This is a genomic window from Polynucleobacter sp. AP-RePozz3-80-G7, from assembly GCF_018882145.1.
Classification (GTDB): Bacteria; Pseudomonadota; Gammaproteobacteria; order Burkholderiales; family Burkholderiaceae; genus Polynucleobacter.
Map to the genome: position 1 here is coordinate 663053 of NZ_JACVPC010000001.1, position 25381 is coordinate 688433.

22 protein-coding genes are annotated in these 25381 nt (G+C 44.8%); 14 read left to right on the plus strand and 8 right to left on the minus strand.

Translation table 11 applies throughout. The features are described from left to right. The first annotated feature begins 36 nt into the window (after positions 1-36). The 7 genes from ICE90_RS03680 (at position 37) to oxlT (ending at position 7525) form a co-directional block, all read left to right on the plus strand. Complete coding sequence (locus tag ICE90_RS03680; protein WP_215321619.1) at positions 37-1293, plus strand: pyridoxal phosphate-dependent aminotransferase; 1257 nt, start codon at positions 37-39, stop codon at positions 1291-1293. Beyond that, positions 1290-2600: a homoserine dehydrogenase gene (locus ICE90_RS03685; protein ID WP_216190951.1), complete on the plus strand. Its 1311-nt coding sequence runs from the start codon at positions 1290-1292 to the stop codon at positions 2598-2600. The genes ICE90_RS03680 and ICE90_RS03685 overlap by 4 nt, the downstream gene beginning before the upstream one ends. A 19-nt stretch (positions 2601-2619) precedes the next feature. Then, a complete protein-coding gene (gene thrC, locus ICE90_RS03690) occupies positions 2620-4062 on the plus strand; it encodes a threonine synthase (RefSeq protein ID WP_216190952.1) in 1443 nt (480 codons plus the stop codon). Positions 4063-4116: 54 nt separating this feature from the next. Next, positions 4117-5340 carry a gephyrin-like molybdotransferase Glp gene (glp, locus tag ICE90_RS03695; RefSeq protein WP_215322261.1) on the plus strand — a complete coding sequence of 408 codons (1224 nt, stop codon included), beginning with the start codon at positions 4117-4119 and terminating at the stop codon, positions 5338-5340. 18 nt (positions 5341-5358) lie between these two features. Next, positions 5359-5616 (plus strand): molybdopterin converting factor subunit 1, encoded by a 258-nt coding sequence (moaD, locus tag ICE90_RS03700; protein WP_215321622.1) that lies wholly within the window; start codon positions 5359-5361, stop codon positions 5614-5616. 1 nt (position 5617) lies between these two features. Continuing rightward, positions 5618-6073: a molybdopterin synthase catalytic subunit MoaE gene (gene moaE, locus ICE90_RS03705; protein WP_215321623.1), complete on the plus strand. Its 456-nt coding sequence runs from the start codon at positions 5618-5620 to the stop codon at positions 6071-6073. Positions 6074-6256: 183 nt separating this feature from the next. Beyond that, positions 6257-7525 (plus strand): oxalate/formate MFS antiporter, encoded by a 1269-nt coding sequence (oxlT, locus tag ICE90_RS03710; RefSeq protein ID WP_215321624.1) that lies wholly within the window; start codon positions 6257-6259, stop codon positions 7523-7525. Between the two features lie 100 nt (positions 7526-7625). Here oxlT and ggt read toward each other — a convergent pair whose 3' ends face one another. Together ggt and ICE90_RS03720 are read right to left on the minus strand one after the other, a co-directional pair. Beyond that, entirely contained in the window at positions 7626-9224 is a 1599-nt protein-coding gene (gene ggt, locus ICE90_RS03715; protein WP_216190953.1) for a gamma-glutamyltransferase, read from the minus strand. A 70-nt stretch (positions 9225-9294) separates the two neighbouring features. Next, positions 9295-9564 (minus strand): GIY-YIG nuclease family protein, encoded by a 270-nt coding sequence (locus ICE90_RS03720; protein WP_216122157.1) that lies wholly within the window; start codon positions 9562-9564, stop codon positions 9295-9297. A 93-nt stretch (positions 9565-9657) separates the two neighbouring features. Between ICE90_RS03720 and clpB the strand changes: the two genes are divergently transcribed. From clpB to ICE90_RS03750, 6 genes are all read left to right on the plus strand, one after another. Then, positions 9658-12261 (plus strand): ATP-dependent chaperone ClpB, encoded by a 2604-nt coding sequence (clpB, locus tag ICE90_RS03725; RefSeq protein WP_216190954.1) that lies wholly within the window; start codon positions 9658-9660, stop codon positions 12259-12261. A gap of 62 nt (positions 12262-12323) precedes the next feature. Then, positions 12324-13559, plus strand: coding sequence for an MFS transporter (locus tag ICE90_RS03730; protein ID WP_216190955.1), 1236 nt, complete (start codon positions 12324-12326; stop codon positions 13557-13559). 272 nt (positions 13560-13831) lie between these two features. Continuing rightward, a complete protein-coding gene (gene aceA / locus ICE90_RS03735; RefSeq protein WP_072583092.1) occupies positions 13832-15130 on the plus strand; it encodes an isocitrate lyase in 1299 nt (432 codons plus the stop codon). A 103-nt stretch (positions 15131-15233) separates the two neighbouring features. Further along, positions 15234-15674: an HIT family protein gene (locus ICE90_RS03740; RefSeq protein WP_215321632.1), complete on the plus strand. Its 441-nt coding sequence runs from the start codon at positions 15234-15236 to the stop codon at positions 15672-15674. A gap of 7 nt (positions 15675-15681) precedes the next feature. Further along, positions 15682-16467, plus strand: a complete 786-nt coding sequence (locus ICE90_RS03745) for a substrate-binding domain-containing protein (protein ID WP_216190957.1) — start codon at positions 15682-15684, stop codon at positions 16465-16467. 19 nt (positions 16468-16486) lie between these two features. Beyond that, positions 16487-17449 carry a tripartite tricarboxylate transporter substrate binding protein gene (locus ICE90_RS03750; RefSeq protein WP_216190960.1) on the plus strand — a complete coding sequence of 321 codons (963 nt, stop codon included), beginning with the start codon at positions 16487-16489 and terminating at the stop codon, positions 17447-17449. A gap of 48 nt (positions 17450-17497) precedes the next feature. Here the strand turns inward: ICE90_RS03750 and ICE90_RS03755 are convergent, their stop codons facing one another. Beyond that, a complete protein-coding gene (locus ICE90_RS03755) occupies positions 17498-19219 on the minus strand; it encodes a hypothetical protein (RefSeq protein ID WP_216190962.1) in 1722 nt (573 codons plus the stop codon). 2 nt (positions 19220-19221) lie between these two features. Next, the gene (locus ICE90_RS03760) at positions 19222-20562 is read right to left on the minus strand and encodes a radical SAM protein (protein WP_216190970.1); all 1341 of its coding nucleotides are present in this window, start codon (positions 20560-20562) and stop codon (positions 19222-19224) included. A 23-nt stretch (positions 20563-20585) separates the two neighbouring features. Between ICE90_RS03760 and ICE90_RS03765 the strand changes: the two genes are divergently transcribed. Beyond that, positions 20586-22190: a hypothetical protein gene (locus ICE90_RS03765; protein ID WP_216190978.1), complete on the plus strand. Its 1605-nt coding sequence runs from the start codon at positions 20586-20588 to the stop codon at positions 22188-22190. 72 nt (positions 22191-22262) lie between these two features. On the opposite strand, the gene ICE90_RS03770 is transcribed toward ICE90_RS03765, so the two are convergent. Genes ICE90_RS03770 through ICE90_RS03785 form a run of 4 tightly spaced genes read right to left on the minus strand, consistent with a single transcriptional unit; the run spans position 22263 to position 25358 of the window. After that, entirely contained in the window at positions 22263-22688 is a 426-nt protein-coding gene (locus ICE90_RS03770; protein ID WP_216191332.1) for a DUF1841 family protein, read from the minus strand. After that, positions 22681-23337: an endonuclease III gene (gene nth / locus ICE90_RS03775; RefSeq protein WP_215322263.1), complete on the minus strand. Its 657-nt coding sequence runs from the start codon at positions 23335-23337 to the stop codon at positions 22681-22683. The genes ICE90_RS03770 and nth overlap by 8 nt, the downstream gene beginning before the upstream one ends. Further along, positions 23337-24023 carry an electron transport complex subunit RsxB gene (gene rsxB, locus ICE90_RS03780; protein WP_216190980.1) on the minus strand — a complete coding sequence of 229 codons (687 nt, stop codon included), beginning with the start codon at positions 24021-24023 and terminating at the stop codon, positions 23337-23339. Before rsxB ends, nth begins: the two co-directional genes overlap by 1 nt. Positions 24024-24077: 54 nt before the next feature. Continuing rightward, positions 24078-25358 carry a polyhydroxyalkanoate depolymerase gene (locus ICE90_RS03785; protein ID WP_216190982.1) on the minus strand — a complete coding sequence of 427 codons (1281 nt, stop codon included), beginning with the start codon at positions 25356-25358 and terminating at the stop codon, positions 24078-24080. Positions 25359-25381: the final 23 nt, after the last annotated feature.

Sequence of the window (25381 nt, forward strand, 5' to 3'; positions counted from 1 at the left end):
TTTCTCATATTTCAAGAACTTACCCTTAAATTTATTGTGAAACCGATCCTAAAGTCCCAAAAGCTCAATAACGTCTGTTACGACATACGTGGGCCGGTGCTTGAGCTTGCTCAGCGCATGGAGGAAGAGGGCCACAAAATCATCAAATTAAACATCGGAAACGTAGGGGTTTTCGGTTTTGATCCGCCTGAAGAGATTCAGTTGGACATGATTCGCAATTTAAGCAATGCCTCAGCTTATTCTGATTCCAAGGGAATCTTTGCTGCTCGCAAAGCCATCATGCAGTATTGCCAAGAAAAAGGTATTCAAGGCGTGACCTTGGATGATGTATATACCGGTAATGGCGTATCCGAGCTCATTGTTCTGTCGATGAACGCACTTTTAAATGATGGCGATGAGGTTTTAGTCCCAACTCCAGATTATCCGCTTTGGACTGCTGCAGTTAGTTTATCGAGCGGTACACCGGTGCACTATCTTTGTGATGAATCCAAAGAGTGGGCGCCAGACTTAAACGATCTCCGTAAAAAAATTACACCGCGTACCAAAGCAATTGTGGTGATCAATCCAAACAATCCTACTGGTGCAATTTATTCCAAAGAAGTTCTGCTGGAGTTAACGCAAATTGCTCGTGAGCATGGTTTGATTTTGTTTGCGGATGAGATTTACGACAAGATGTTGTACGACGGCGAGAAGCATCTCTCATTAGCTTCTTTGTCTACAGATGTAGTCATTATTACCTTCAATGGCCTTTCTAAAAATTACCGCTCCTGCGGCTACCGCGCTGGTTGGATGGTGGTTTCAGGTGATAAAGAAATGGTCCGAGACTATATCGAAGGTCTCAATATGCTGGCCTCAATGCGCTTGTGTGCGAACGTGCCAGGCCAGTATGCGATTCAAACTGCATTGGGCGGTTACCAAAGCATTAATGATTTAGTTAGTGAGGGTGGTCGCCTTGCGAAGCAACGTGATCTTGCATGGAAACTCATAACTGATATTCCAGGTGTGACTTGCGTGAAACCAAAATCCGCTTTGTATTTATTTCCAAAGCTAGATCCTGAGGTTTATCCAATTGAAGATGATCAGCAATTTGTAGCTGATCTTTTGAAAGAGGAAAAAGTATTGTTAGTGCAGGGCTCTGGTTTCAACTGGGGCAAACCTGATCACTTCCGTGTAGTGTTCTTGCCTCACGAAGATGTGCTCAAGGAAGCTATTAGCCGCCTTGCCCGTTTTCTGGAGCGTTATCGTAATAAGCACAGCCGTAAGGCTTCTTCAACTGCAGCAAAGGCATCATGAAACCGATTCAAGTAGGTCTGTTAGGTATTGGCACTGTTGGTGGTGGCGTATTCACCGTTCTCGAGCGTAACCAAGACGAAATTACACGTCGTGCTGGACGCGGCATTCGCATTAATACAGTTGCTGATTTAAATGTAGAGCGTGCCAAAGCATTGGTTAAAGACCGCGCACAAGTGGTGAGTGATGCCCGTACCGTAATCAATAACCCAGAGATCGATATCGTTGTTGAGCTTATTGGTGGTTATGGCATTGCTAAAGACTTGGTTCTTGAGGCTATCGCTGCCGGTAAGCATGTGGTTACAGCCAATAAAGCATTGATCGCTGTTCACGGTAACGAGATCTTTAAGGCGGCACATGCTAAAGGCGTGATGGTTGCCTTTGAAGCTGCTGTTGCAGGTGGTATTCCGATTATTAAGGCCTTGCGTGAAGGCTTAACGGCTAACCGCATCGAATGGATTGCCGGCATCATTAATGGCACTACGAACTTCATCCTGTCAGAGATGCGTGACAAAGGTTTGGATTTTGCAACTGTACTTGAAGAAGCGCAGCGTTTAGGTTACGCAGAGGCGGATCCGACTTTCGATATCGAAGGTGTTGATGCTGCTCATAAAGCGACCATCATGAGTGCGATTGCATTTGGTATTCCAATGCAGTTTGAAAAAGCACACATTGAAGGCATCACTAAATTAGATGCAATTGATATTAAGTATGCGGAGCAATTGGGCTATCGCATTAAGTTGCTTGGCATTGCCAAGAAAACGACAACTGGTGTTGAGTTGCGTGTCCACCCCACACTCATTCCTTCCAAACGTTTGATTGCTAACGTTGAAGGTGCTATGAATGCCGTTCAGGTATTTGGCGATGCCGTTGGAACAACTTTGTATTACGGTAAGGGCGCAGGTTCTGAGCCAACCGCTTCCGCAGTGATTGCTGACTTAGTGGATATCACTCGTTTGCTAAGTGCTGACGCCGAACATCGCGTGCCGTACCTGGCCTTCCAGCCAGATGCTGTGCATGACACACCAGTGCTCCCTATTGGTGAGATCACGACTAGTTACTATCTGCGCTTGCGTGTAGCTGATCAGGCTGGTGTATTGGCTGACATCACAAAGATTTTGGCATCGCATGGTGTTTCCATTGATGCGCTCTTGCAAAAAGAAGCTAATGAGGGTGAAAGTCAAACTGATTTGGTAGCTTTAACTCACGAGACTAAAGAAAAGAACATGCTTGCCGCGATCAAAGAGATTCAAAATCTCAAGACAGTTGCTGGCGAAGTTGTGAAGATCCGTTTAGAAAATCTGTCTTAAGTAAAACTCAGCAAAATATATGCGTTACCAATCTACTCGTGGCAATAGCCCACAACAATCCTTCTTAGAAATTTTGTTGGGTGGATTGGCGCCTGATGGCGGCTTGTATTTGCCTACTCAGTACCCACAAGTTACTGTAGCGCAGCTAGATGCTTGGCGCGGCTTGTCATACGCCGACCTTGCTTATGAAGTATTGAGCCTATATTGCGACGATATTCCTGAGACAGATTTACGGGCAATCTTGCGTAAAACGTATACAGAGCAGGTTTACTGTAATGGTCGCGCTCAAGACAATGCCAAAGACATTACGCCTTTGCATTGGTTGGGGGAAGAGCAGGGAACACGTATCGGTCTATTGAGTCTTTCAAATGGCCCAACCTTGGCTTTCAAAGATATGGCCATGCAATTGCTTGGCAATCTTTTTGAGTACGCTCTCAAGAAGAAAGGTCAGCAGCTCAATATTTTGGGCGCTACATCTGGTGATACGGGTAGCGCAGCTGAATATGCGATGCGCGGTAAAGAGGGTGTGAAGGTGTTTATGCTTTCTCCCCGCGGCAAGATGAGTGCGTTTCAATCTGCACAGATGTATTCCTTACAAGACCCCAATATTTTTAACTTAGCAGTAGCTGGTGTCTTCGATGACTGCCAGGATATTGTTAAGGCAGTCAGCAATGACCATGCTTTTAAAGCGAAGAACCAAATTGGTACCGTGAACTCCATTAACTGGGGTCGTGTAGTGGCTCAGGTGGTGTATTACTTTCAGGGCTATCTATTGGCCACTACGTCTAGCTCTGAAAAAGTCTCATTCACTGTGCCTTCCGGCAATTTTGGTAATGTCTGCGCTGGCCATATCGCCCGCATGATGGGTTTGCCTATCGAGCATCTCATCGTTGCTACCAATGAAAACAATGTATTGGATGAATTCTTTTCCACAGGCATCTATCGTGCACGTAAGTCTGCTGAGACGTTGCATACTTCCAGTCCTTCGATGGATATCTCTAAGGCCAGCAACTTCGAGCGCTTTGTTTTTGACTTCATGGGTCAAGATGGTAAAGCAACTGCAACCATGTTCAAGCAAGTGGATGAGGCGGGTGGTTTCGATATCTCAAAAGAGACAGTTTTTAAAGATCTGGGTAAATACGGTTTCCAATCTGGGCGTAGCACTCACGAGAATCGTTTAGAAACAATTCGTGATATTGATCAACGCTATGGCGTCATGATTGATACCCATACCGCTGATGGCGTGAAAGTGGCTCGTGAGCATTTGCAAGCTGGAATCCCGATGATCGTCCTTGAGACGGCGCTCCCCATTAAGTTTGAGGAAACAATTGAAATTGCTTTGGGTCGTCCAGCAGAATGTCCGCCAGCATTTAAAGACATTAAATCTAAGCCACAGCGCGTAGAAAATATCGATGCCGACGTGAATCAAGTTAAAGCATTTATTACTACACATCTAAGTTAATTCTTAACTTAGAAAATTTAAGCAATAAATAATCACTCTATGACAAAGCCACCGATGTTGACTGCTCAGCAGGCTTTAGATCACTTACTTTCTCATTCTCAAACTGTTGGTGAGAGTGAGAATGTTGCTATGCAGGCCGCTTTAGGCCGGGTGCTTGCTGAAAACGTCAGCAGCCTTGTTGATGTCCCTCCACTCGATAACACTGCGATGGATGGATATGCGGTTCGCTCTGCTGATATTGTTACTTCAGGAAAATCACTCAAGATTGCGCAACGTATTCCGGCTGGATCGATGGGAACCCCATTAGAGTCCGGCACTGCCGCTAGAATTTTCACAGGAGCCCCTGTGCCTCCTGGTGCGGATGCAGTCGTGATGCAAGAGGATTGCACACTAGAGGGTGAAAGCGGTCAAGTGACTATCAATACTCCTCCAACAGCAGGCCAGTGGATTCGTCGTAGAGGCGAAGATCTAACTGCTGGCAAAACTGCTCTTACTGCAGGTACTTTCTTGCGCCCACAAGAGTTGGGCGTAGCTGCTTCAGCGGGCTTGACTCACTTAAGTGTTAAACGCCGCGTCAAGGTCGCCGCCTTTTTTACTGGCGATGAATTAGCTCTTCCTGGCGAGCCATTAAAACCAGGTGGTATTTATAACTCCAATCGCGACACTTTATTGGCCTGCCTTAAATCTTTGGGTTGTGATGCCACTGATTTGGGTATCGTCCCAGATCGCTTAGATGCAACCCGTGCAGCATTGCGTAAAGCCAGCAAGGACCATGATTTAATTATTACCTCTGGTGGTGTCTCAGTTGGCGAAGAAGATCACATCAAGCCAGCAGTTACTGCTGAAGGAAGATTGGATCTGTGGCAGATCGCGATTAAGCCAGGTAAGCCATTAGCGTTTGGTGCGGTCCGAAAATCAGACGAACCTAAGGATGGTGAGGCTTGGTTTATTGGTTTGCCAGGTAATCCGGTATCTAGTTTTGTAACTTTCCTATTGTTTGTACGTCCTTTTATTCTGAAGTTGCAGGGTCGTGAAGCTAGTCTTCCTCAGTCGTATTTAATGCGCGCAGATTTTGATTGGTTGAAAGCCGATCGACGCAATGAGTTCCTGCGTGTCAAATTGAATAGCAATGGCGGCTTAGATTTATTTCCTAATCAAAGTTCTGGCGTGCTCACTAGCGTCTCTTGGGGTGATGGTCTGGTTGATTGCGCGCCAAATCAGCCAATTAAAGCTGGCGATTTGGTGAAGTACATCCCATTTGATGCACTGCTCAAGTAATCGGTTTACGATTAGCTCATGAAACTCGAATTACGATTCTTTGCCTCACTACGTGAATCGCTTGGCATCTCGCAAGAGAGTATCACCATCCCGGCGACAGTAAAAACCATTGCCGATCTCAGAGCGCACCTCATTGAACGTGGTAATCCATGGTCTGAAGTCTTAGCAAATGGCAAAGTCTTGCGTTGTGCCTTGAACCAGCACATGGTTGATGCAAATGCAGCATTGCAAGATGGTGCTGAAGTAGCTTTCTTTCCTCCGGTAACCGGGGGCTGAAATGCCAATCAAAATTCAAAAAAGCGATTTTGATGTCAGTGCAGAAATATTGGCATTACGTAAAGGTGATCTGCGAGTAGGTGCGGTAGTTTCCTTCTTGGGCACCGTGCGAGATATGAATGACGGTAGCCAGGTAAGAGGTATGACGCTTGAGCATTACCCCGGCATGACTGAAAAAGCACTCCAAGAAATTCTTGATCAAGCTAAATCACGCTGGGATATATATCAGACATTAGTGATTCATCGTGTTGGACCTTTACTGCCCGAAGATCAAATCGTATTAGTGGCGGTTACTAGCGCACACAGAGGCGAAGCATTTGCTGCCTGTGAGTTCATCATGGACTACCTTAAGACCGCTGCCCCCTTCTGGAAAAAAGAAGATACCCCTGAAGGTTCTCGCTGGGTTGATGCCCGCGTCACCGATGAGGCTGCAATGGCTCGTTGGAAGCAGAGCTAATTCCATTTTCCTTGCCCGATTAGGCCCTTATTCAAAGGTTTTATTGGTGCACCAAGCTGCATCAAAATAAACATTTCTGCACCATCCAGGGGAATTCCTTAGTAATTACCCGCAAATTTAGATCAAAATGCATTAACAAAAGTTTTTTAGAAATTTTGATTAAACAAAGCTCAGGAGATTTACATGACAACAGCAGCATTGAGTACGGAAAGTACTAGTAGCAACCCCCTAAAGTCGAAATGGGTGCAACTGGCTTTAGGCGTCATTTGTATGATGTCCATATCCAGCCCTCAATATGTTTGGGCTTTATTTACTAAGCCAATCATGGGTCAGCTCGGTGTTACTTTGACAGAGTTGCAAATTACATTTTCGATCTTGATTGTTTTACAGACTTTTTTCTCGCCGTTTCAGGGTTACTTAGTTGATAAGTTTGGCCCTCGCCTTTTGTTATCCATAGGTACTATTCTGACCGGTGCAAGCTGGGTTCTTTCGGCTAACCTGACTACCGTATCTCATCTTTACCTCACCTATGGTGTGTTAGGTGGCTTGGGTACCGGTATTGTTTACATCGGCGTTGTTGGCTTAATGGTTCGTTGGTTCCCAAATAATCGTGGCTTTGCAGTAGGCATGGTTGCTGCTGGCTATGGTATCGGTGCATTGCTGACGACCTTCCCAATCTCCACTAGCTTGACTGAGACAGGGATTCAGGGCACGTTGACGTTCTTTGGCTACATCATTGGTGCCGTTGGACTATTGGCTGCTCAAGGCATTCGCGTTCCTCACGCTGATCGCGTACAAACAGCTGATCAAATAGAGGCCGCTGCAACAGGAGTTGCTCCAAAGACAATGTTAAAGACACCAGTATTTTGGTTGATGTTTTTGATGATGTCCATGATGTCTACATCAGGTTTGATGGTGATCTCTCAGATGGGCGCATTTGCAAAAGACTTTGGCGTTACATCGGCCATGGTTTTTGGTATGGCTGCCTTGCCTTTAGCCTTAACAATTGATCGCGTTACCAATGGTTTAACCCGGCCAATATTTGGTTGGGTATCTGATCGTATCGGACGTGAATACACCATGACGATTGCTTTTGGTTTAGAAGCAGTTGCTATGTTTGCATGGGTAATGACACGCTCAGATCCTGTCATGTTCGTATTGCTCTCAGGTATCGTGTTCTTTGGTTGGGGTGAGATTTTCTCTTTATTCCCATCTACTTTGACTGATACGTTTGGCCAAAAGCATGCCACTACAAACTATGGTTTCTTGTACATGGCTCAAGGCGTTGGTTCTATTATCGGCGCCCCAGTTGCAGCCTATATTCATGGCGTGACTGAAAGCTGGTTGCCAGTATTTGGCATCATGATCGTATTGGATGCTACTGCGGCTATCCTGGCATTTTTCGTACTACGTCCAATGCGTGCTAAGTATATGAAGACGCGTTCTGCATGAGTGCCAACTTAGTGGCAATTTGAAATTCGAAGTTAGAAAAAAGGCTACCAACTTGGTAGCCTTTTTTAATGTCGTCTAATTGTTACTGCATTGAGAGGTATTAGAAAGCGCTCACAGCTCCATCGCTTCTAGGGTCCCATCCCCCTTTCAATATTCCAGACGGATCACGAATAATGCAACCCGCATGACCAACGGTTTCATCAAAGGCGTCTAGCATTTCAATTTCATGGCCTAAAGCATGAAGTTCTTTCGCGACTTCTGGACCAAAGCGTGATTCTAGTTTTAAGCTATCACTCGTTTGTCCCCAGGTGCGACCAAGCAGCCAGCGTGGGCGACTAATAGCATCCTGTGGATCAAGGCCATAAGTTGCTGTACGAGTAAATACTGCGCACTGGGTTTGTGGCTGACCATCTCCACCCATCGTTCCATAAACCATTGAGCGACCATCTTTAAATAAAGCCATCGCTGGGTTAAGAGTATGAAAAGGCTTGCGATACGGCTCAAGGTGATTGAGTGTATTTGGGTCAAGAGAAAAGCTGCAACCGCGGTTTTGCCAGTTGACACCTGAGGTAGGAAGCACAATGCCTGCGCCAAACTCATGATAGATACTTTGAATGAAGGAAACGCAATTGCCGTCGCCATCAATCACGCCCATCCAAATAGTATCTGCAGGACCTTTACCCTGACCCCAAGGGAGCGCTTTTTCTGGATCAATATTCTTGGCTAACTGTTTCAGGAATGCAGGTGATAAGAAAGATTGCGCATTCTTTGTCATATAGGCAGGATCAGTTACAAATTGATCGCGTACTTTAAATGCTTGTTTGGTAGCCTCAACACAATGATGAACATACTCAGCGCTATCAACCTTAAAGCGTTTTAAGTTCAATTGGTCCAAGATGCCAATAATCATCAATGAGACAACACCTTGTGTAGGTGGAGTCATGTTGTAGACATTGCCCGTGCTATGTTTGAGCTCAAGAGGGTCTATGAGTTTTGCCTTATGACGGTGTAGGTCGTCTAATCGTAGTGGACTTCCTAACTCAACGAGTTCTTTTGCTAGTGATTGAGCTAGTTCGCCACGGTAATAATCATCCGTACCTTTTTCGGCAATCTGACGCAACGTTTTGGCAAGACGCTCTTGCTTAAAGATGCTGCCAACCACAGGTGCTTTGCCATTCACTAAAAAAGTCTCTGCGAAGCCTGGAATTGGGCTCAGTTCTTGACGCTTCTTTTCTGTGAGGCTTGATTGGCTGAAAGTAACTGGTGTGCCAGCTTCTGCATAATGAATCGCATCAGCCAATAGGCGTGAAAGTGGTAGTTTGCCGCCTAACCCTTGTTTGGAAAGCTGGTGCGCTGCGCCCCAGCCAGAGATAGTTCCAGCAACGGTATTAGCCGCTACTGCACCACGAAATGGAATGGCTTTAGCAATGCCGCGCTCTGCGTACCATTGCTTTGTCGCTAAACCAGCAGCTGCACCACAGGCATCAATTCCACCCATAGCCTTTCCAGGAGAATGAACCACCCAGAATGAGTCGCCGCCTATGGAGTTCATATGAGGGTAGACCACTGCAATAGTTGCTGCAGCGGCAACCATTGCCTCTAAGGCATTGCCACCTTCTCGTAAAACAGCTAAAGCAGATTCTGATGCTAGAGAATGTGGCGCTACCGCCATTCCTCTGGTTCCCCATTTTGGTTGCATGATTGTTTTCCGGTTAGATAATTGGTTTTGTTGTGGCTATATTGTATTGCTGGCTTATAGATAGCTCTGGCTAACTGTGCCCAGTTTTGGTGGTGATCTCAGTCTCAAAAAAGGCCAGCTTTTCAGACCTAGGTAGACGCTTTAAGCGGAGCTCTGCTTTTGAGGCTTCAGAACGGTCAGGGTGCTTTTGTGTTGCTAAGAGGACAACTGGTCCGCGCGATCTTGTATAGCGAGCGCCTTGCCCTGAGTTATGTGCCTCTAAGCGATGTTCTAAGCGGTTGGTAATGCCAGCATAGTAGGTGCCATCTGAGCATTCGAGGAGGTAAACAAGCCAGGTCAAAATAGGTCAAATTTGGATTAAAAAAGGCTGTAAAACCCTTGAAATTAGTAACATTGCCCTTATATTCTATAGATAGATATATGGAGTGCAAAAATGAGAATAGACAAATTAACAACCAAGTTTCAGGAGGCCTTAAGTGAGGCCCAAAGTATCGCTTTAGCCAAAGATAACCAATATATTGAGCCTGCCCACGTGTTGCTGGCCATGTTGCGTGATTCCGATGGTGGCGCCAAGAGTTTATTGACTCGAGCAGGGGTCAATGTCCCTGGACTTGAAAAAGGCGTAGAGAAAATCATCAGCAATCTCCCCGAAGTGCAGGGTACCAGCGGAGAAGTGCAAGTCGGTCGTGATTTAAGTAATTGGCTTAACCTATGTGAAAAAGAGGCCAATAAGCGCAATGATCAATTTATTGCTGGCGAATTGTTCTTGCTAGTGGTGGCTGATGACAAGGGTGAGCTCGGTAAAGTGGCTCGTGAAAATGGATTAAATCGTAAATCGTTAGAAGCGGCTATTGATTTAGTGCGCGGAGGAGAATCAGTGAATAGTGCAGATGCTGAAGGCCAACGTGAAGCCTTAAAGAAATACACAGTGGATTTAACTGAGCGTGCTCGTATGGGTAAGCTCGATCCAGTCATTGGGCGTGACGATGAGATTCGTCGCACCATTCAAATTTTGCAACGTCGCGGTAAGAACAATCCTGTACTCATTGGTGAGCCTGGCGTGGGTAAGACTGCTATCGTTGAAGGCTTGGCGCAGCGCATCGTCAATGGCGAAGTTCCTGAGACTTTGAAAAATAAGCGTGTCTTGGTCTTGGATATGGCCTTGTTATTGGCTGGTGCCAAGTACCGAGGTGAATTTGAGGAGCGCCTGAAGGCTGTTCTTAGCGATGTCGCTAAAGATGAAGGTCAAACCATCATCTTTATCGATGAGATTCACACGATGGTTGGTGCAGGCAAGGGGGAGGGCGCGATGGATGCCGGCAATATGCTCAAACCCGCATTAGCTCGTGGTGAATTGCATTGTATCGGCGCAACTACCTTGGATGAATATCGTAAGTACATCGAAAAGGATCCTGCGCTGGAGCGTCGTTTCCAAAAAGTAATGGTGGAAGAGCCTACCGTTGAGGCTACTATTGCCATCTTGCGAGGTCTTAAGGAGCGCTATGAACTACATCATGGCATTGAAATTACTGATCCAGCGATTGTTGCGGCTGCTGAGTTATCGCATCGCTACATTACAGATCGTTTCTTGCCAGATAAGGCGATCGACCTAATTGACGAAGCGGGTTCGCGTATTCGGATGGAGATTGATTCCAAGCCTGAAGTGATGGATAGGCTGGAGCGTCGTTTGATTCAATTAAAGATTGAGCGCGAAGCTGTTAAGAAGGAGAAGGATGATGCTTCGCAAAAACGCTTAGGTCTCATTGAGGATGAAATTAAACGTCTGGGTGCTGAGTATGCTGATTTAGAAGAGGTTTGGAAGGCAGAGAAGGGTGCTGTATTGGGCGCAGCTCAGCTGAAAGAGGAAATTGAAAAAGTAAGGGTAGATATTGCAAAGTTGCAACGCGATGGTAAGTTAGAAAAGGTTGCGGAGTTGCAATATGGGAAGTTGCCTGAGCTAGAGGCTAAGTTGAAGTCTGCTGCTGCGGCGGAAGCTAAGGGTGACAATGATGGCGTATTGAAGAACAGGTTACTTCGCACTCAAGTTGGCGCAGAAGAAATTGCGGAAGTGGTTTCTCGTGCGACGGGTATTCCAGTATCGAAGATGATGCAAGGTGAGCGCGATAAGTTACTCAAGATGGAAGAGCTGCTGCATAAGCGTGTGGTTGGTCAAGAAGAGGCCATTCGCGCAGTATCGGATGCTATTCGTCGTTCCCGCGCTGGTTTGGCTGAAGAGAATCGTCCTTATGGATCCTTCTTATTCCTTGGGCCTACCGGTGTTGGTAAGACTGAGCTCTGCAAAGCCCTGGCTGGCTTCTTGTTTGATAGCGAAGATCATCTGATTCGCATTGATATGAGTGAGTTTATGGAGAAACATAGCGTGGCACGTTTAATTGGTGCGCCTCCAGGGTATGTTGGTTACGAAGAGGGCGGTTATTTAACTGAGCAAGTCCGTCGTCATCCATATAGCGTGATCTTGTTTGATGAAATCGAGAAAGCTCACCCAGATGTATTTAACGTTCTCTTGCAGGTTCTGGATGATGGTCGTCTAACTGATGGCCAGGGTCGTACTGTGGACTTTAAGAACACTGTCATCGTAATGACCAGCAATATTGGATCGCATTTAATTCAGTCGATGGTTGATAAGAAGCAAGCGGAAATTAAAGAAGCGGTATTTGAGGAGCTGAAGAATCATTTCCGCCCTGAGTTTTTAAATCGTATTGACGAAATCGTAGTGTTCCATGGTTTGGACAAAGGCAATATCGCCAGTATCGCCAAGATCTTGCTCAAGAACTTATCGGATCGTTTGGCAAAAGTGGATATGCAGCTTGAGGTTAGTGATGCCGCTTTGAATAAGATTGCCGAAGTGGGCTTTGATCCAGTCTTTGGAGCAAGGCCTCTGAAGCGCGCGATTCAGCAGCATATTGAGAACCCAGTTTCCAAGATGATTTTGGAAGGTAAGTTCGGACCCATGGATGTGGTGCCTGTCGATGTGGACAAATCAGGTGAGTTTAGCTTTAGCCGTCAGGTCCATTAAGTAATCCTAAGTAACAAATACGTAGTTCAGCAGGAATATTCCTGCGCCAGTACACTCGGTACATGACTGTTGCGCTTAGTAGGCGTGCCAGTGATGTCCGGGTTATTGGTCTCATTAGCCTAGCTCACGGCAGCTCTCATTTCTTTCATTTAATTCTACCTCCCATGTTCCCATGGTTGAAGGCAGAGTTCGGCTTTAACTATGCTGAACTCGGATTACTGATGACCATCTTTTTTGTGGTCTCTTGCATTGTTCAGGCCAGCTCAGGTTTTTTGGTTGATCGCATAGGGGCGCGTCCTGTTTTATTTGTTGGGGTGGGCTTGTTATCACTCGCAGCGCTAACTTACTCACAGAGTAATGGCTATGCGATGTTAGTGCTTGGCGCAGTGATTGCAGGATGCGGTAATGGTGTATTTCATCCGGTCGATTACACGCTCATTAACCATAAAGTTTCTCCCCCGAATCTCCCTTATGCCTACTCTGTTCATGGAGTTACTGGTTATTTGGGATGGGCGGCGGCACCAGCATTGATGGTTGGCATGACAACCTTATTTGATTGGCGTATTGCGTTTCTTACGGCGGCGACGCTTGAAGTCCTGATCCTATTGATCTTGTGGCTGAGTCGTGAGCGCTTGATAGATGATGTGCAAGCAAGAAGAGATGAATCTCAAGCTAGTCATGCTGCAAGTAACCCCGGCGCTGCTCCCTTAAGCACCTTTGGCTTTTTAAAGCTACCAGCTGTTTGGTTGTGTTGGATTTTCTTCTTCTTTAGTATGGCGGCTACCACCGGACTGCAATCGTTTGCGCCTACTGCACTATTTGAAATTTACGAAATATCTGTAAGCTCAGGAAATTACTACCTTACACTGCTCTCTATGGGCGGTGCTGGTGGAATGTTATTGGGTGGTTATCTTGCTACGCGCTTAAAGGTTCCTGAAAGAATTATTACGATGTGTTTTACCGTCAACATCCTGATGGGCCTACTGCTCGCTACCGGACTTGTTCCAAAAGAAATCATCGTGCTGACTTTTGTTGTGATTGGTCTTGGTCTGGGGATTGCAGCGCCATCGCGTGATTTGATGGTTCGCTCAGCAACACCATCAGGTTCATCTGGCCGTGTGTATGGAATTGTTTACTCAGGGATTGATCTTGGTGCTGCACTTAGCCCATTGATCTTTGGCATTTTCTTGGATGGGGGCTTTCCAAAGCTGTTGTTCGTAGGTGTCGCCTTAATTCAATTGATGATCATTTTGACTGGTTTTAAGGTCTCCACTTTCACTGCCGCTAAGAGTAGTTAAGTATTTTCATAATATGAAACGTCATTACGCTGCGTAAAATTCAGCGCAACATGTAGTTCCCTGTAGCATTCCAAACAGTGAATAAGCGTTTCACATTGTAAAAATATAAATATAAGTTATTGAATTTAAATAACTAAATAATTTTAAAAATATCTTAAATTTCCCTTGCGTGCTTTTTTGAACTGTCTAAACTCTTATATAAGACATAAGACTTGAATGAGTCTTAAAGGTCCTCAAATTTTGAAGTACTTGTTTAACTTAGGGAGAAAAACATGGCAGATCGCAAAGCAGAAATCGCAGCACTACAAAAGGACTGGGATACCAATCCACGCTGGAAAGGTATTACTCGTGGCTATACGGCTGAGGACGTAGTCCGTCTTCGCGGTTCATTGAAAATTGAGCACACTTTAGCTAAGCATGGCGCTGAGCGTCTTTGGGAATTGGTAAACAATGAAGCTTACGTTAACTGTTTAGGTGCTTTGACTGGTGGCCAAGCAATGCAACAAGTTAAAGCTGGCGTACAAGCTATTTACTTGTCAGGTTGGCAAGTTGCTGCTGACGGTAACTCTTACGCAGCAATGTACCCTGACCAATCTTTATATCCAGTAGATTCAGTTCCTAAAATGGTTGAGCGTATCAATAACTCATTTCAGCGTGCTGATGAAATCCAAACGGCTAAAGGTATCAACAAAGGCGACGCAGGTTACATCGAGTATTTCGCTCCAATCGTTGCTGACGCTGAAGCTGGTTTCGGTGGTGTATTGAATGCATTTGAATTAAGTAAAGCATTGATCAAGCAAGGCGCTGCTGGCGTTCACTTTGAAGACCAATTGTCTTCTGTCAAAAAGTGTGGTCACTTAGGTGGCAAAGTATTGTTGCCTACTGCCGAGTCAGTCCAGAAGTTGATCTCTGCCCGTTTGGCTGCTGACGTAATGGGTGTTTCTACTATCATCTTGGCCCGTACTGATGCTGAAGCTGCTGACTTGTTGACATCTGACTATGATGCAAACGATAAGCCATTCTTGACAGGCGAGCGCACGCCTGAAGGTTTCTACAAAACACGTAAAGGTTTAGACCAAGCTATTTCTCGTGGTTTGGCATACGCTGCATACGCTGACATGGTTTGGTGTGAAACTGGTACGCCTGACCTTGAGTTTGCTCGTCAGTTTGCTGAAGCAATTCGTGCGAAGTTCCCAGGCAAGATGTTGGCTTACAACTGCTCACCATCTTTCAACTGGAAGAAAAACTTAGACGACGCAACCATTGCTAAATTCCAACGTGAATTAGGCGCAATGGGTTACAAGTACCAGTTCATCACATTGGCTGGTATCCACTCTATGTGGTACAACATGTTCGATTTGGCTCAGGACTACATGCAACGCGGTATGACTGCATACATCGAGAAAGTACAAGAGCCAGAATTTGCTGCTCGTGACCGTGGTTATACATTCGTTTCACATCAGCAAGAAGTTGGTACTGGTTACTTCGACGACGTAACTACTGTTATTCAAGGTGGTAAGTCTTCTGTAACAGCATTGACTGGTTCTACCGAAGAAGAGCAGTTCCATTAAGAATCCCTAAGTAGCACGTTGTAAGCAGTAGCACCATACTGCCGCGGCACCTAAATGACCCCACAAGGGTGACTTAGGTGCCGTTTTCGTTTACATTCTTTCTATGACTAATTGCGTACTCTGTAAAGACGAACTCAAGCCTGAAGAGGGGCAGCTCATTTGGCGCGGCGATGACTGCCGGGTCATTCTAGTGAACGACCCTGAGCTACCTGGTTTCTGCAGGGTGATCTGGAATCGCCACGTAAGCGAAATGACGGAGCTGACCCATGGTGAGCGCGATCATCTAATGACTTTAGTATTTGCCGTTGAAGAAGCAATCCGTCATGTGATGCATCCAGATAAGGTCAATATTGCCGCCTTAGGCAATATGGTTCCGCATATTCATTGGCACATCATTCCTAGATTTAAGGACGACGCATTCTTCCCTGGATCAGCTTGGTCCAAAAAAACGCAAGAAACAAAAGAAGCTGTATTAGAGGTCAGAAGAAAACAGGCTCAAGAATTGCCAGCCATAATTAAGGCTGCCATTGCAAATTTGTCCTAGGGATTCAATGCGTAAACTATTTTTTATTTTTATAATACTTGCAACTAATGTATTGCATGTTGACCATTCTTATGCGGCAGATATTCAGGTGATTACCTCAGGAGCATTCGCTGAGGCGTTAAAGCAGTTAGTCCCTGAGTATGAAAAACAATCTCCTAATAAAGTCATTATTTCTTATGGCTCATCAATGGGCGCTGCACCCGACTCCATCCCCTCAAGATTGGCTAAAGGTGAACAGTTTGATGTATTAATCCTGGCTGCACCGTCTTTAGAGGGGTTTATCAAGAGCGGAGAGCTTCAATCTGGGACGCGAGTTGATTTAGTAGCTTCGGTAATGGGTGCGGTAGTAAAGGCAGGTGCACCAAAGCCTGATATCAGCACAATGAATGGCCTGAAATCAGCCTTATTAAATGCAAAGACAGTTGCATATTCAGCAAGTGCTAGCGGCGTTTATTTATCAACTGAACTTTTTCCCAAAATGGGAATTTCAGAGCAGATGGATAAAACTGCAAGAAAAATTTATAGCGAGCGAGTCGCTTCTGTTGTAGCTAGAGGGGATGCAGAATTAGGCTTTCAGCAAGTGAGTGAGCTGCTTCCTATTCCTGGAGTAGAGTTTATTGGTGAGTTGCCGCCAGAAGCGCAAAAGACGGTACTATTTTCTGCAGGCATTACTACTGATACACAAAATCTCGCTGCATCAAAAGACTTGATCAAGTATTTAGCTTCAACAAAAGCTGTTCCAACGATTCAAAGAGCTGGATTAAAGCCAGTGTTACCAGCCTTAACTTGGTAGGATAAAAAGGAAAATAGAAATGAAGTTTTTCACCAAAGCCGTATTAACTGCATTTTTAGGCATCACATTTGGGCAAGTGTTTGCTGCCGATCCTTGGCCTAATCATCCCATTAAGTTTGTTGTGGGGTTTGGTCCTGGTGGCGCTAACGATACTGTTGCCAGGGTGGTTGCTGAAGCGGCCTCAAAGCAATTGGGCCAACCCATAATTGTGGAGAATAAGCCAGGTGCTGGCTCTGTATTGGGTGCGGACTTTGTAGCCAAGAGCGCGCCAGATGGTTACACCTTTTTTGTTAGTGCCGGTGGAATCGTTACCAACCCAATGATTAAGTCATCCATGCCATATAAGGAAGGTGATTTAGTGCCCGTTGGAATGCTTGCTATAAGCCCATCCATTATTGTTGTCTCGGCAGATTCAAAAATTAATAACATGAAGGATCTGCTGGTGTTGGCGAAAGATCCAAAAGGCCTCAACTTCTCTACTGCTGGCACTGGTAGCACCCCACACTTTGTGGCAGAGATGTTGAAAGTGAAAGCAGGCGGTAAATATGAAATCATTCCTTACAAGAGTGGTTCCGAAGGAATGGTAGCCGTTATCTCCAATCAAGTAGATGCTACTTCAGAGGCAAGTGTTGTGGTGATTCCGCAAATTCAAGGCGGCAAATTAAAAGCTATTGCTTCCACCTGGAATAAAAGAATTACTGCACTCCCCAATGTTCCAACAACCAAAGAGCAGGGCTACCCAGAAGTTTTTATTGGCCACTGGGCTGGCGTTTTTGCTCCAAAGGGAACGCCTGAGGCGATCTTAGAGAAAATGAATCAGGCGATTAATGCGGGCCTCAAAACAGATGCTGTACAAAGTCGCTTAACACCGCAAGGTATTGAACCGTCACCAGGTTCAAGAGCTTCATTTAGTAAATTCTTGGCTGATGAAAAGGCAAGGCTAGAGCCAATAGTGAAGCGTGCCAATATGAAGGAGGATTGAGTTGACTTCCTCAATGGACCAATCGAGGTCATTCAAATAACGTAGGCTCTATCTTAATTTAAGGTAAATATCTTCAATCAATTTAGAAAAATGCGTGGAAAAGACTTTAGGGTCTCCTAAGGAGCTATTGGAGATCCGCTTTCTCATTGTCGTGCGCAAATGCGATAGCTTGTCCAGATCATTAGATAGTCTTTTTGCCTGCTCTACAAACTCATCAATACTGTTTGTAACGCATTCACCAAGATGAATTTCATGAAGAATGCTTGCTGATTGGTTGGATGCTGGAGTTATGCTGGTTCTGGTTATAACGGGAAGACCCATCCAAAGGGCCTCGCAACTTGTAGTTGCCCCAGAAAATGGGTATGTGTCTAAGGCTATATCTACCTCATTATAAAAGTGGAATAGTGACTCATGATCGCAGTCTGCATAAAGCTCAACTCTTGAATTCGCGACCCCATAAGACAAAAATAATTCTTTAATATGATTTCTGACTTGGTGATCCCGTAAGGTTTTCCATCGTAATTGAATTCTAGAATGCGGTATGGCCATTAAAGTTTTTGACCACATCTCTATACATTCGTTATTTATTTTTGATGTACTACTAAAGCTACAAAACGTGATACTACCGTTTGCAATTGCGGGTAGTGGATTAAGTTGTGGTGCGTAAGATGGAGGCGTATAGCAAAAACGTGAACAGGGTAATTTGTAGATGGTTTCAGAAAAAAAATCATCCGGAACATTATGCAAATGCCATTCATCAAAGATAGCCCCATCCATTTGTAGCGCATGGGTTGATGCAAAGTAGCCTAAATAACTTAGCTGTATAGGTGCAATTCGTTGGTTAAAGATCGATATTCTGCTATTAGCTGTATGACCAGATAGATCAATTAAGACATCTATCTTATCGGACTGAATCTGATTAATTAAATCGCCATCCGTTAAACTTTCTACAAAAGAAAATCCTGAGACGATAGAAATAAGTTCATTTGTTAATTGATCTGTTTTATGGCCTGTATAGTAAATTGAAATTGAGTAATTTTTACTTAATTCCCGTAAGAGCCCAAGAGAAAACCACCCAACCGGATGTTGATTCATATCTCCCGAGACAAAACCAATCTTAGGAGCCCTATTTTTTGATTGAGATAATTTTTGAGATCTGATTTTTTCAGAAATTTTCTTTATTCCTGCTTTGGCAATCTGAATATATTTTCCAGGTTCAGCGTCATAATTGGATAGCATTAATAAGTTCGAGATTGTGCTCTGATCATAATTATTTATGGCAATACGATTCCACAATATTTCCAGCGCTTCAGGTATTTCCATCTGCTCACAAAGGCTGATTGCTAAGTTATTCGTATCGCCAATACTTAATTTCTCTCTGGCAAGATCATTAAAAATTGCCAGAGCCTTACTTGGTAAACCTAGGCCAATATAGGCTCCAGATAGAGAGGTTCTGGCGCGATCCTCACAGGGTCCTGGAATTAAACCCTGCAGAATTTGAATGGATTCTAAAAAGCGACCCTGAGCAAGATAAATATTGCCTTTTTGAAGCTGCACCTCATCCTTGATATTGGATCCGGCAAGATCTATTTGCTTTATTACCACCAGCGCTTCATCAAATTTTTGCAATCCCATTAGGGCTGATGAAAGCTCTAGGTAGAGGGTGTAATCAGTAGGGGCGGCAGAAATAAGTTCCTGATATTGGGTGGCAGCCAAGTAAAAGTTTTTTGCCCTTAATGTATTGCGGGCAGTCTGAACGTCAAGTTGCATACCTAAAGGTCCTGAATGGTGAGGTGCAGATTATTTTCTATGCAAGTAGAGCAAAAAGAATGCTTGTATTTCAAGCTCTCTATTTCAGAAGCGCTATTCTCTAAAAAATAGGTTTTCTTGCCAATTTCATCTGATAGATTTTTAGTGGTGCCACAACACAGCGAAATCGACCCATCATAATTAATTGCAGTCATATTAAAGCGTAATTCGCAATCCATCGATCCCGATCTTCTCGATTTAATATTTTCAGCTATTGTTTTCGGGTGAAAGAAAAGCTGTTCTTCAATGTCTGACTCAATTCCATTGATGCTCTTAAGTAAGGCATGAGCCTTTTCAATTGGCGCCATGATTGCATATGAAGGTCTATAGCCAAAACCGTAATGATTGGCAAGAGCTTTTATTTGATCCATCTCGTTAATGGTATTTTTATAAAGGTGATGCCCAATCCATATTTCAGTTGTAGATTGGTGGCTATCCCTTGCTTGTGCCAACTTCTCAAAATTCTGAATCACTGTTTGAATATCTCCACGGTCATGAGTTACCCCATATATCTCTTGCTGTAGGCTAGAAATAGATACCTTAAATCTATCCGGATTAGCCTCTATCACTGCATCAATTCGATTTGAGATATTTAAATTACTCGAAATGAACGACGTTAAGTTAGCCTTACGAATTTCTTTGATGAAATCTGGTAAATGTTGGTTAAGCAGGGGTTCACTCCAATTAAAAAGCCAAATATCTGGCTTATGAACTGGATTTTCTTCGCATATTTTTTTGAGTATTTTGGAGAATAATTCTGGCCCCATGATCCCCTTCGGCATCTCTTTTTGGTTGCCAATAGGGCAGGTTGGGCAACGTAAATTACATCCACCGACAACATCAACTGCATAAACATATGAAGAGGATTCGATCGGATGATATCGCTCTAATGACTTCTTTTCTGTGGGGATGTAAATTATTTTTTCTAAATGGGCTGGGATCTCAATTTGTCTCTTGAGCTCACTTAAAGTTGGGAATGTTAGCTTATTAAGCTCGGCATATCTCAGCCATTGCTGAGCATGCTTTTTATATGTATTTGAAAGATGTATTTGTATTACAAGCTCAACAGCTTTTTTTTGATCTATTTCGTTCGCTAAATCTTGCCGAAAAGAGTCTTTAACAAGTTGATCGCCTTGGAGATCAGCCCTTCGCAATAAAAGTGTTCCTAGGTTAAATAAGGCGCCTGCTTGATTGGGGTTTATCTGTAGCACTGCTCTATAGAGACTTTCGGCCTTTTCTGTTAAATTAAGTCGATAGCACTCAGAGGCTTCTGAAAGTAGTTGGTTTAATGTTTGGGCGCTCATTCTATTAATTTACTGCTAACACTATGAAATCGTCTAAATCCTCCTCATTCAGCCTTTTTCTTGTTGCAATGTCTGCCTCAAGTGGCGCCATGGCTGCAGCCTGTGGTCTCGGAACGTACAGCTCAAATGGTCAAGATACTGCCTCCGGAGGGTGTATTCCTGCACCTGCAGGATCCTATGTTAATACCATTGGTTCTACAGCTGCCACCTTGGCTGAGCCTGGACGATATCAGCCAAATCCGGGTCAGACCAGTGCTCTCCTAGCATCGCCTGGCTACTATGTCCCCTTTCAAGGCGCCACACAAGCAAACATTGCGCAGCCTGGATCTTATGTTGCCAGCAGTGGATCATCTTCGTCTACGCTTGCGCCTCCCGGTTACTTTGTTGCTAATACAGGTGCAACGTCTGCAACGGCAGCGCTACCGGGAACTTATGTTGCAAATAGTGGGGCATCTGCAGCTACGCTAGCTCCCCCTGGTTATTTTGTTGCTAATGCAGGTGCAACGTCTGCTACAGCAGCCCCAATAGGTTCTTTTGTATCTATCGCTGGGGCTTCGGCTGCCGTTTTGGCATCCGCTGGAAGTTATGTTGCCTCCACTGGTCAAGCATCAGCAACTCAAGTTTCACCAGGTTTCTATACATATGCTCCTGGCGCCTCGAGCCAGGTACCTGCAGGCTTGATGGCGGGCCCGCTGAACTCAACCATTCGTGCTAACGAAGCGAGTATTCGAGATGCGACTTCGATGATTGATGCTGAAGGTGATTCAACTATCAAGTCCACTTTCTACTACCAGGGTGGTTCGGTAGATCAACTCGGGCAATCTTCAGGGGCTAGACAAAATATTTCTTTTTGGGGATTAAATCTCTCGGGTAATATTTTTGGTAGCAAGGATGAACCTGCTGGAGTTTTGGCGAATGTGACGTCAGCTAATTATTCAGCTGGTTCAGATGGAAGTGGTAACGGCCTTGGTTTGAGTATTGGGCTGTTTAAAAAGCTACAGATCGAAACAGCCAAATTTGTTGGCACATTGCTCTTTGGTAACTATAACTACAACAGCACTCGACAGAATCTTAGCCAGGGTACCGTTTCTGGCACATCTTCAAACGTCCAATCTGCTACCGGAAATACTAACGTCAATACCTATGGGGTTAATGTCATGGGATCGCTTCCTTTAGCGGCCGCCATACCAAATCTTGATGGTTTTTTAAATGTTGCAGTGACTAACTATGCCTACAAAGGCATGAATGAGTCTGTAAGTGGTTCAGGCAGTAATCCAAGTGCTGGACTCAATACATCATCGATGAATTATGTTTCCATGCCTACTACACTTGGTTTGAGATATTCGCTCATGGACTCATCTAATAAGGTCAGTCTTGGAGCAATATCCGTAGGCTATAAGTATGACTTTGGAAAATCTACAACTATGAATATGTCAACTCAATCAAGTCCGAGCTACCAGTTCGGATTGCCGATAGCCTTGACCAACGCACGTGCTACCGTGATTGAAATTTCCTCCGCTAATTATGAGTTGCAAAAAGATTTAAGCTTATCGGCAGCAATTTCTACAGAGTTTTCTAGCGCTTATTCGATTTACCAGGGCAGCTTAAGACTTCGCAAATCATTCTAATAGTAATTTATCTTAGCGAGCTTTGATCAACAGGATTAATGCACCTAGGATCAAAGACGGGTTTTGTAATAATTAGGCCAGCTTTTTCAAAGCCTCCAGATACTTCTCTGGATTAAGTGGCTGCCCTTCACCTTGCGCTTCCCACATTACTTGACCCAGGCATTCCATCATGACGTGTTGTGCTTCATGCATAGAACCTAACTTTAGAGATAGTTTGTCTGCGATCTCTTTGATACCTGGCGGCTGATTAATAGAGATCTGCTCACTGATCGATAGATGCATCGACAAATGCAAGAAGGGATTGGTTTCGCCACGTTCTGGCGTGTAGTCCTGAGCAAGAGCGCCCTCTGGATCTTTGAGTAAGTCGTGATATTCGGGATGCTCAACCATCCAATCGCTGGCCAACGTCTCCATCGGATCGAGAATATGGTTCTCGGTCTTCTTTTTCCAGGCGTCACAGAAAAAGCGACGCACTTCTTCACGGGTTGGATTAAATATCGCCACGAACTTTTCCTTTGCCAGTTTTTTGTTTGAAGCCGCATAGAGGCTCCACGATGCATTGCGCACAATCTGGATTACGTGCTTTACAAGTATATCGACCGTGCAGAATAAGCCAATGATGTGCATCCAATAGATATTCTTTTGGTACACGCTTCAGTAATTGCTCTTCCACTTTCACCACATCTTTGCCAGGTGCTAAGCCAGTGCGGTTAGAGACTCTAAAGATGTGAGTATCAACAGCCATGGCAATTTGTCCAAAGGCAGTATTGAGGATAACGTTTGCAGTCTTTCTGCCTACACCGGGTAGAGCTTCTAATTCTTCACGGGTTTGGGGAACTTCTCCGCCATGCTTCTCTAGGAGTAGTCGACAGGTTTCCTGAATATGTTTGCCTTTGGAATTAAACAATCCAATGTGCTGAATATAGGGCCTAACACCATCTTCGCCAAGATCTAAAAGGGCTTGCGGGGTATTGGCAACTTTATAGAGCCTACGTGTTCCCTTATTAACGGAGACATCGGTTGCTTGTGCTGATAGTAATACCGCAATCAGTAACTCAAATGGCGAGCTATATTCCAGCTCAGTTTCTGGTTTGGGGTTGTTGGCTTTGAGCTGCTCAAAAAAAGCACGACGCTTTTCTAGATTCATCATTTCTTTTGTTGGGCACGTGCAATGGCCGCTGCAATGATGGCACGCTTACGTTCTTGCTCTTTAAGCTCATCTGCTGATGATGGACTTTCAGCATTGACCGCCGCTAATTTAGTTGCAGCCTTTTTGGCTAAGCGATCATCATTATCTTTCTGCTCTCTATCGAGTCGTTGTTCACGATCGTGATAACGCTGACGGGAGATATCCGCCAAGTCTTGAGACCAGGCATCCCAACCAGTTTTATTATCGGTGACATCAATCATGCTGATGCAGTCTACTGGGCATGGCGGTATACAGAGGTCGCATCCAGTACACCACTCAGTCACTACCACATGCATTTGCTTAGAGGCGCCAACGATCGCATCAACAGGACATGCCTGAATGCAGAGAGTGCAGCCAATACATTTCTGTGGATCAATAAATGCTACTGGTCTTGGGCGTTCAACGCCACACTCTGGATCAATGACTGGGTGTAGCTCAAAGGCATCTTGGGGGTAGATGGGTATCAAAACCTTACTCAGGCGTTCAATGCCTTCGATCCCACCAGGTGGGCAGCGATTTGGTAGTGCATCACCGGAGGCCATTGCCTCTGCGTATCCATGGCAATCTGGGTAGCCGCATTTAGTGCATTGGGTTTGCGGAAGAATATCCTCAAGTTGGTCGATGAGGTTATTTGCTTGGTTCATGAAAAAGGCTGGTTGGATTCTTCTTAAAATTAAAGGCTCCGAAGAGCCCTTAATTTATGCAGACTTGGTAGTCCGTGTAGCAGTTTTCTTTGTATTCTGATGCTCACGAATGAACGTCTTAATCTTTGGATAAACTTTTTCACGCCAACGACGACCGGCAAAGATACCGTAGTGACCAGCACCAGCAACTTCATAGTGGTCTTTGTTATCTTTTGGAATGCCGGCACATAAGGCATGTGCTGAACGTGTTTGGCCACTTCCAGAGATGTCATCAAGCTCACCTTCAATAGTGAGGAGGGCGGTCTTTTTAATATCTTGTGGTTTTACAAGCTCACCAGAAACTTCCCAAGTGCCGTTTGGCAATGAGTAGTCTTGGAAAACGGTCTTAATAGTGTCGAGATAGAACTTAGAATCCAAATCCAATACCGCGTTGTACTCATCGTAAAAGCGAATATGGGATTCAGCATCTTGTTCGTCGCCACGCACTAAGTTTTGGAAGTAATCCCAATGAGACTGCAAGTGGTTCTGTGGGTTCATGGCGATAAAGCCAGTGTGTTGCAAGAAGCCTGGGTAAACACGGCGACCGGCGCCTGGATAGTTGGGCGGCACGTTATAAATTACGTGACTCTCAAACCACTCAAAAGACTTCTGATCAGCCAAGTTGTTTACCGCAGTTGGCGACTTGCGGGCATCAATTGGACCGCCCATCATGATCATGGAGGCTGGTGTTGCTTCACCGGCAGAAGCCATCAATGAGATTGCGCCTAAAGTTGGAACCGTAGGTTGGCAAACAGAAATCACATGCAAATCTTTAGCGCCAATGGTGCGAATAAATTCTTGTACGTAATGAACATAGTCATCAAGACCAAATTCACCATCTTCTATCGGCACCAAACGAGCATCGATCCAATCGGTGATGTAAACCTTATGGTCTTGCAAAAGGGTGCGCACTGTATCGCGTAGCAAGGTGGCATGGTGACCAGACATTGGGGCAACTACTAGTACAGCTGGATCTTCTTTGAGGCTCTTGATGGTTTCCACATCATCAGAAAAGCGCTTAAAACGAATTAGATTGCAGAAAGGTTTTGAGATGACCGTTCTTTCATGAATCGCAACTTCGTGACCATGTGCTTTAACAGAGCGAATGCCAAATTCCGGTTTTTTGTAATCCTTACCTAGGCGATAGAGGAGTTCATAACTAGCAGCCAATCGATCCGATCCCGGAACCTTGGAGGCGGGATTTGAAGCATTGATAAAAGCTTCTGAAGCAGCGCGTGCCCAGGAACTAACTGGTTGAAGTAAGGCTTTTTGAAATTCATGTAACTGATATAGCATGGTACCTCCGGTAATTCAGTGTA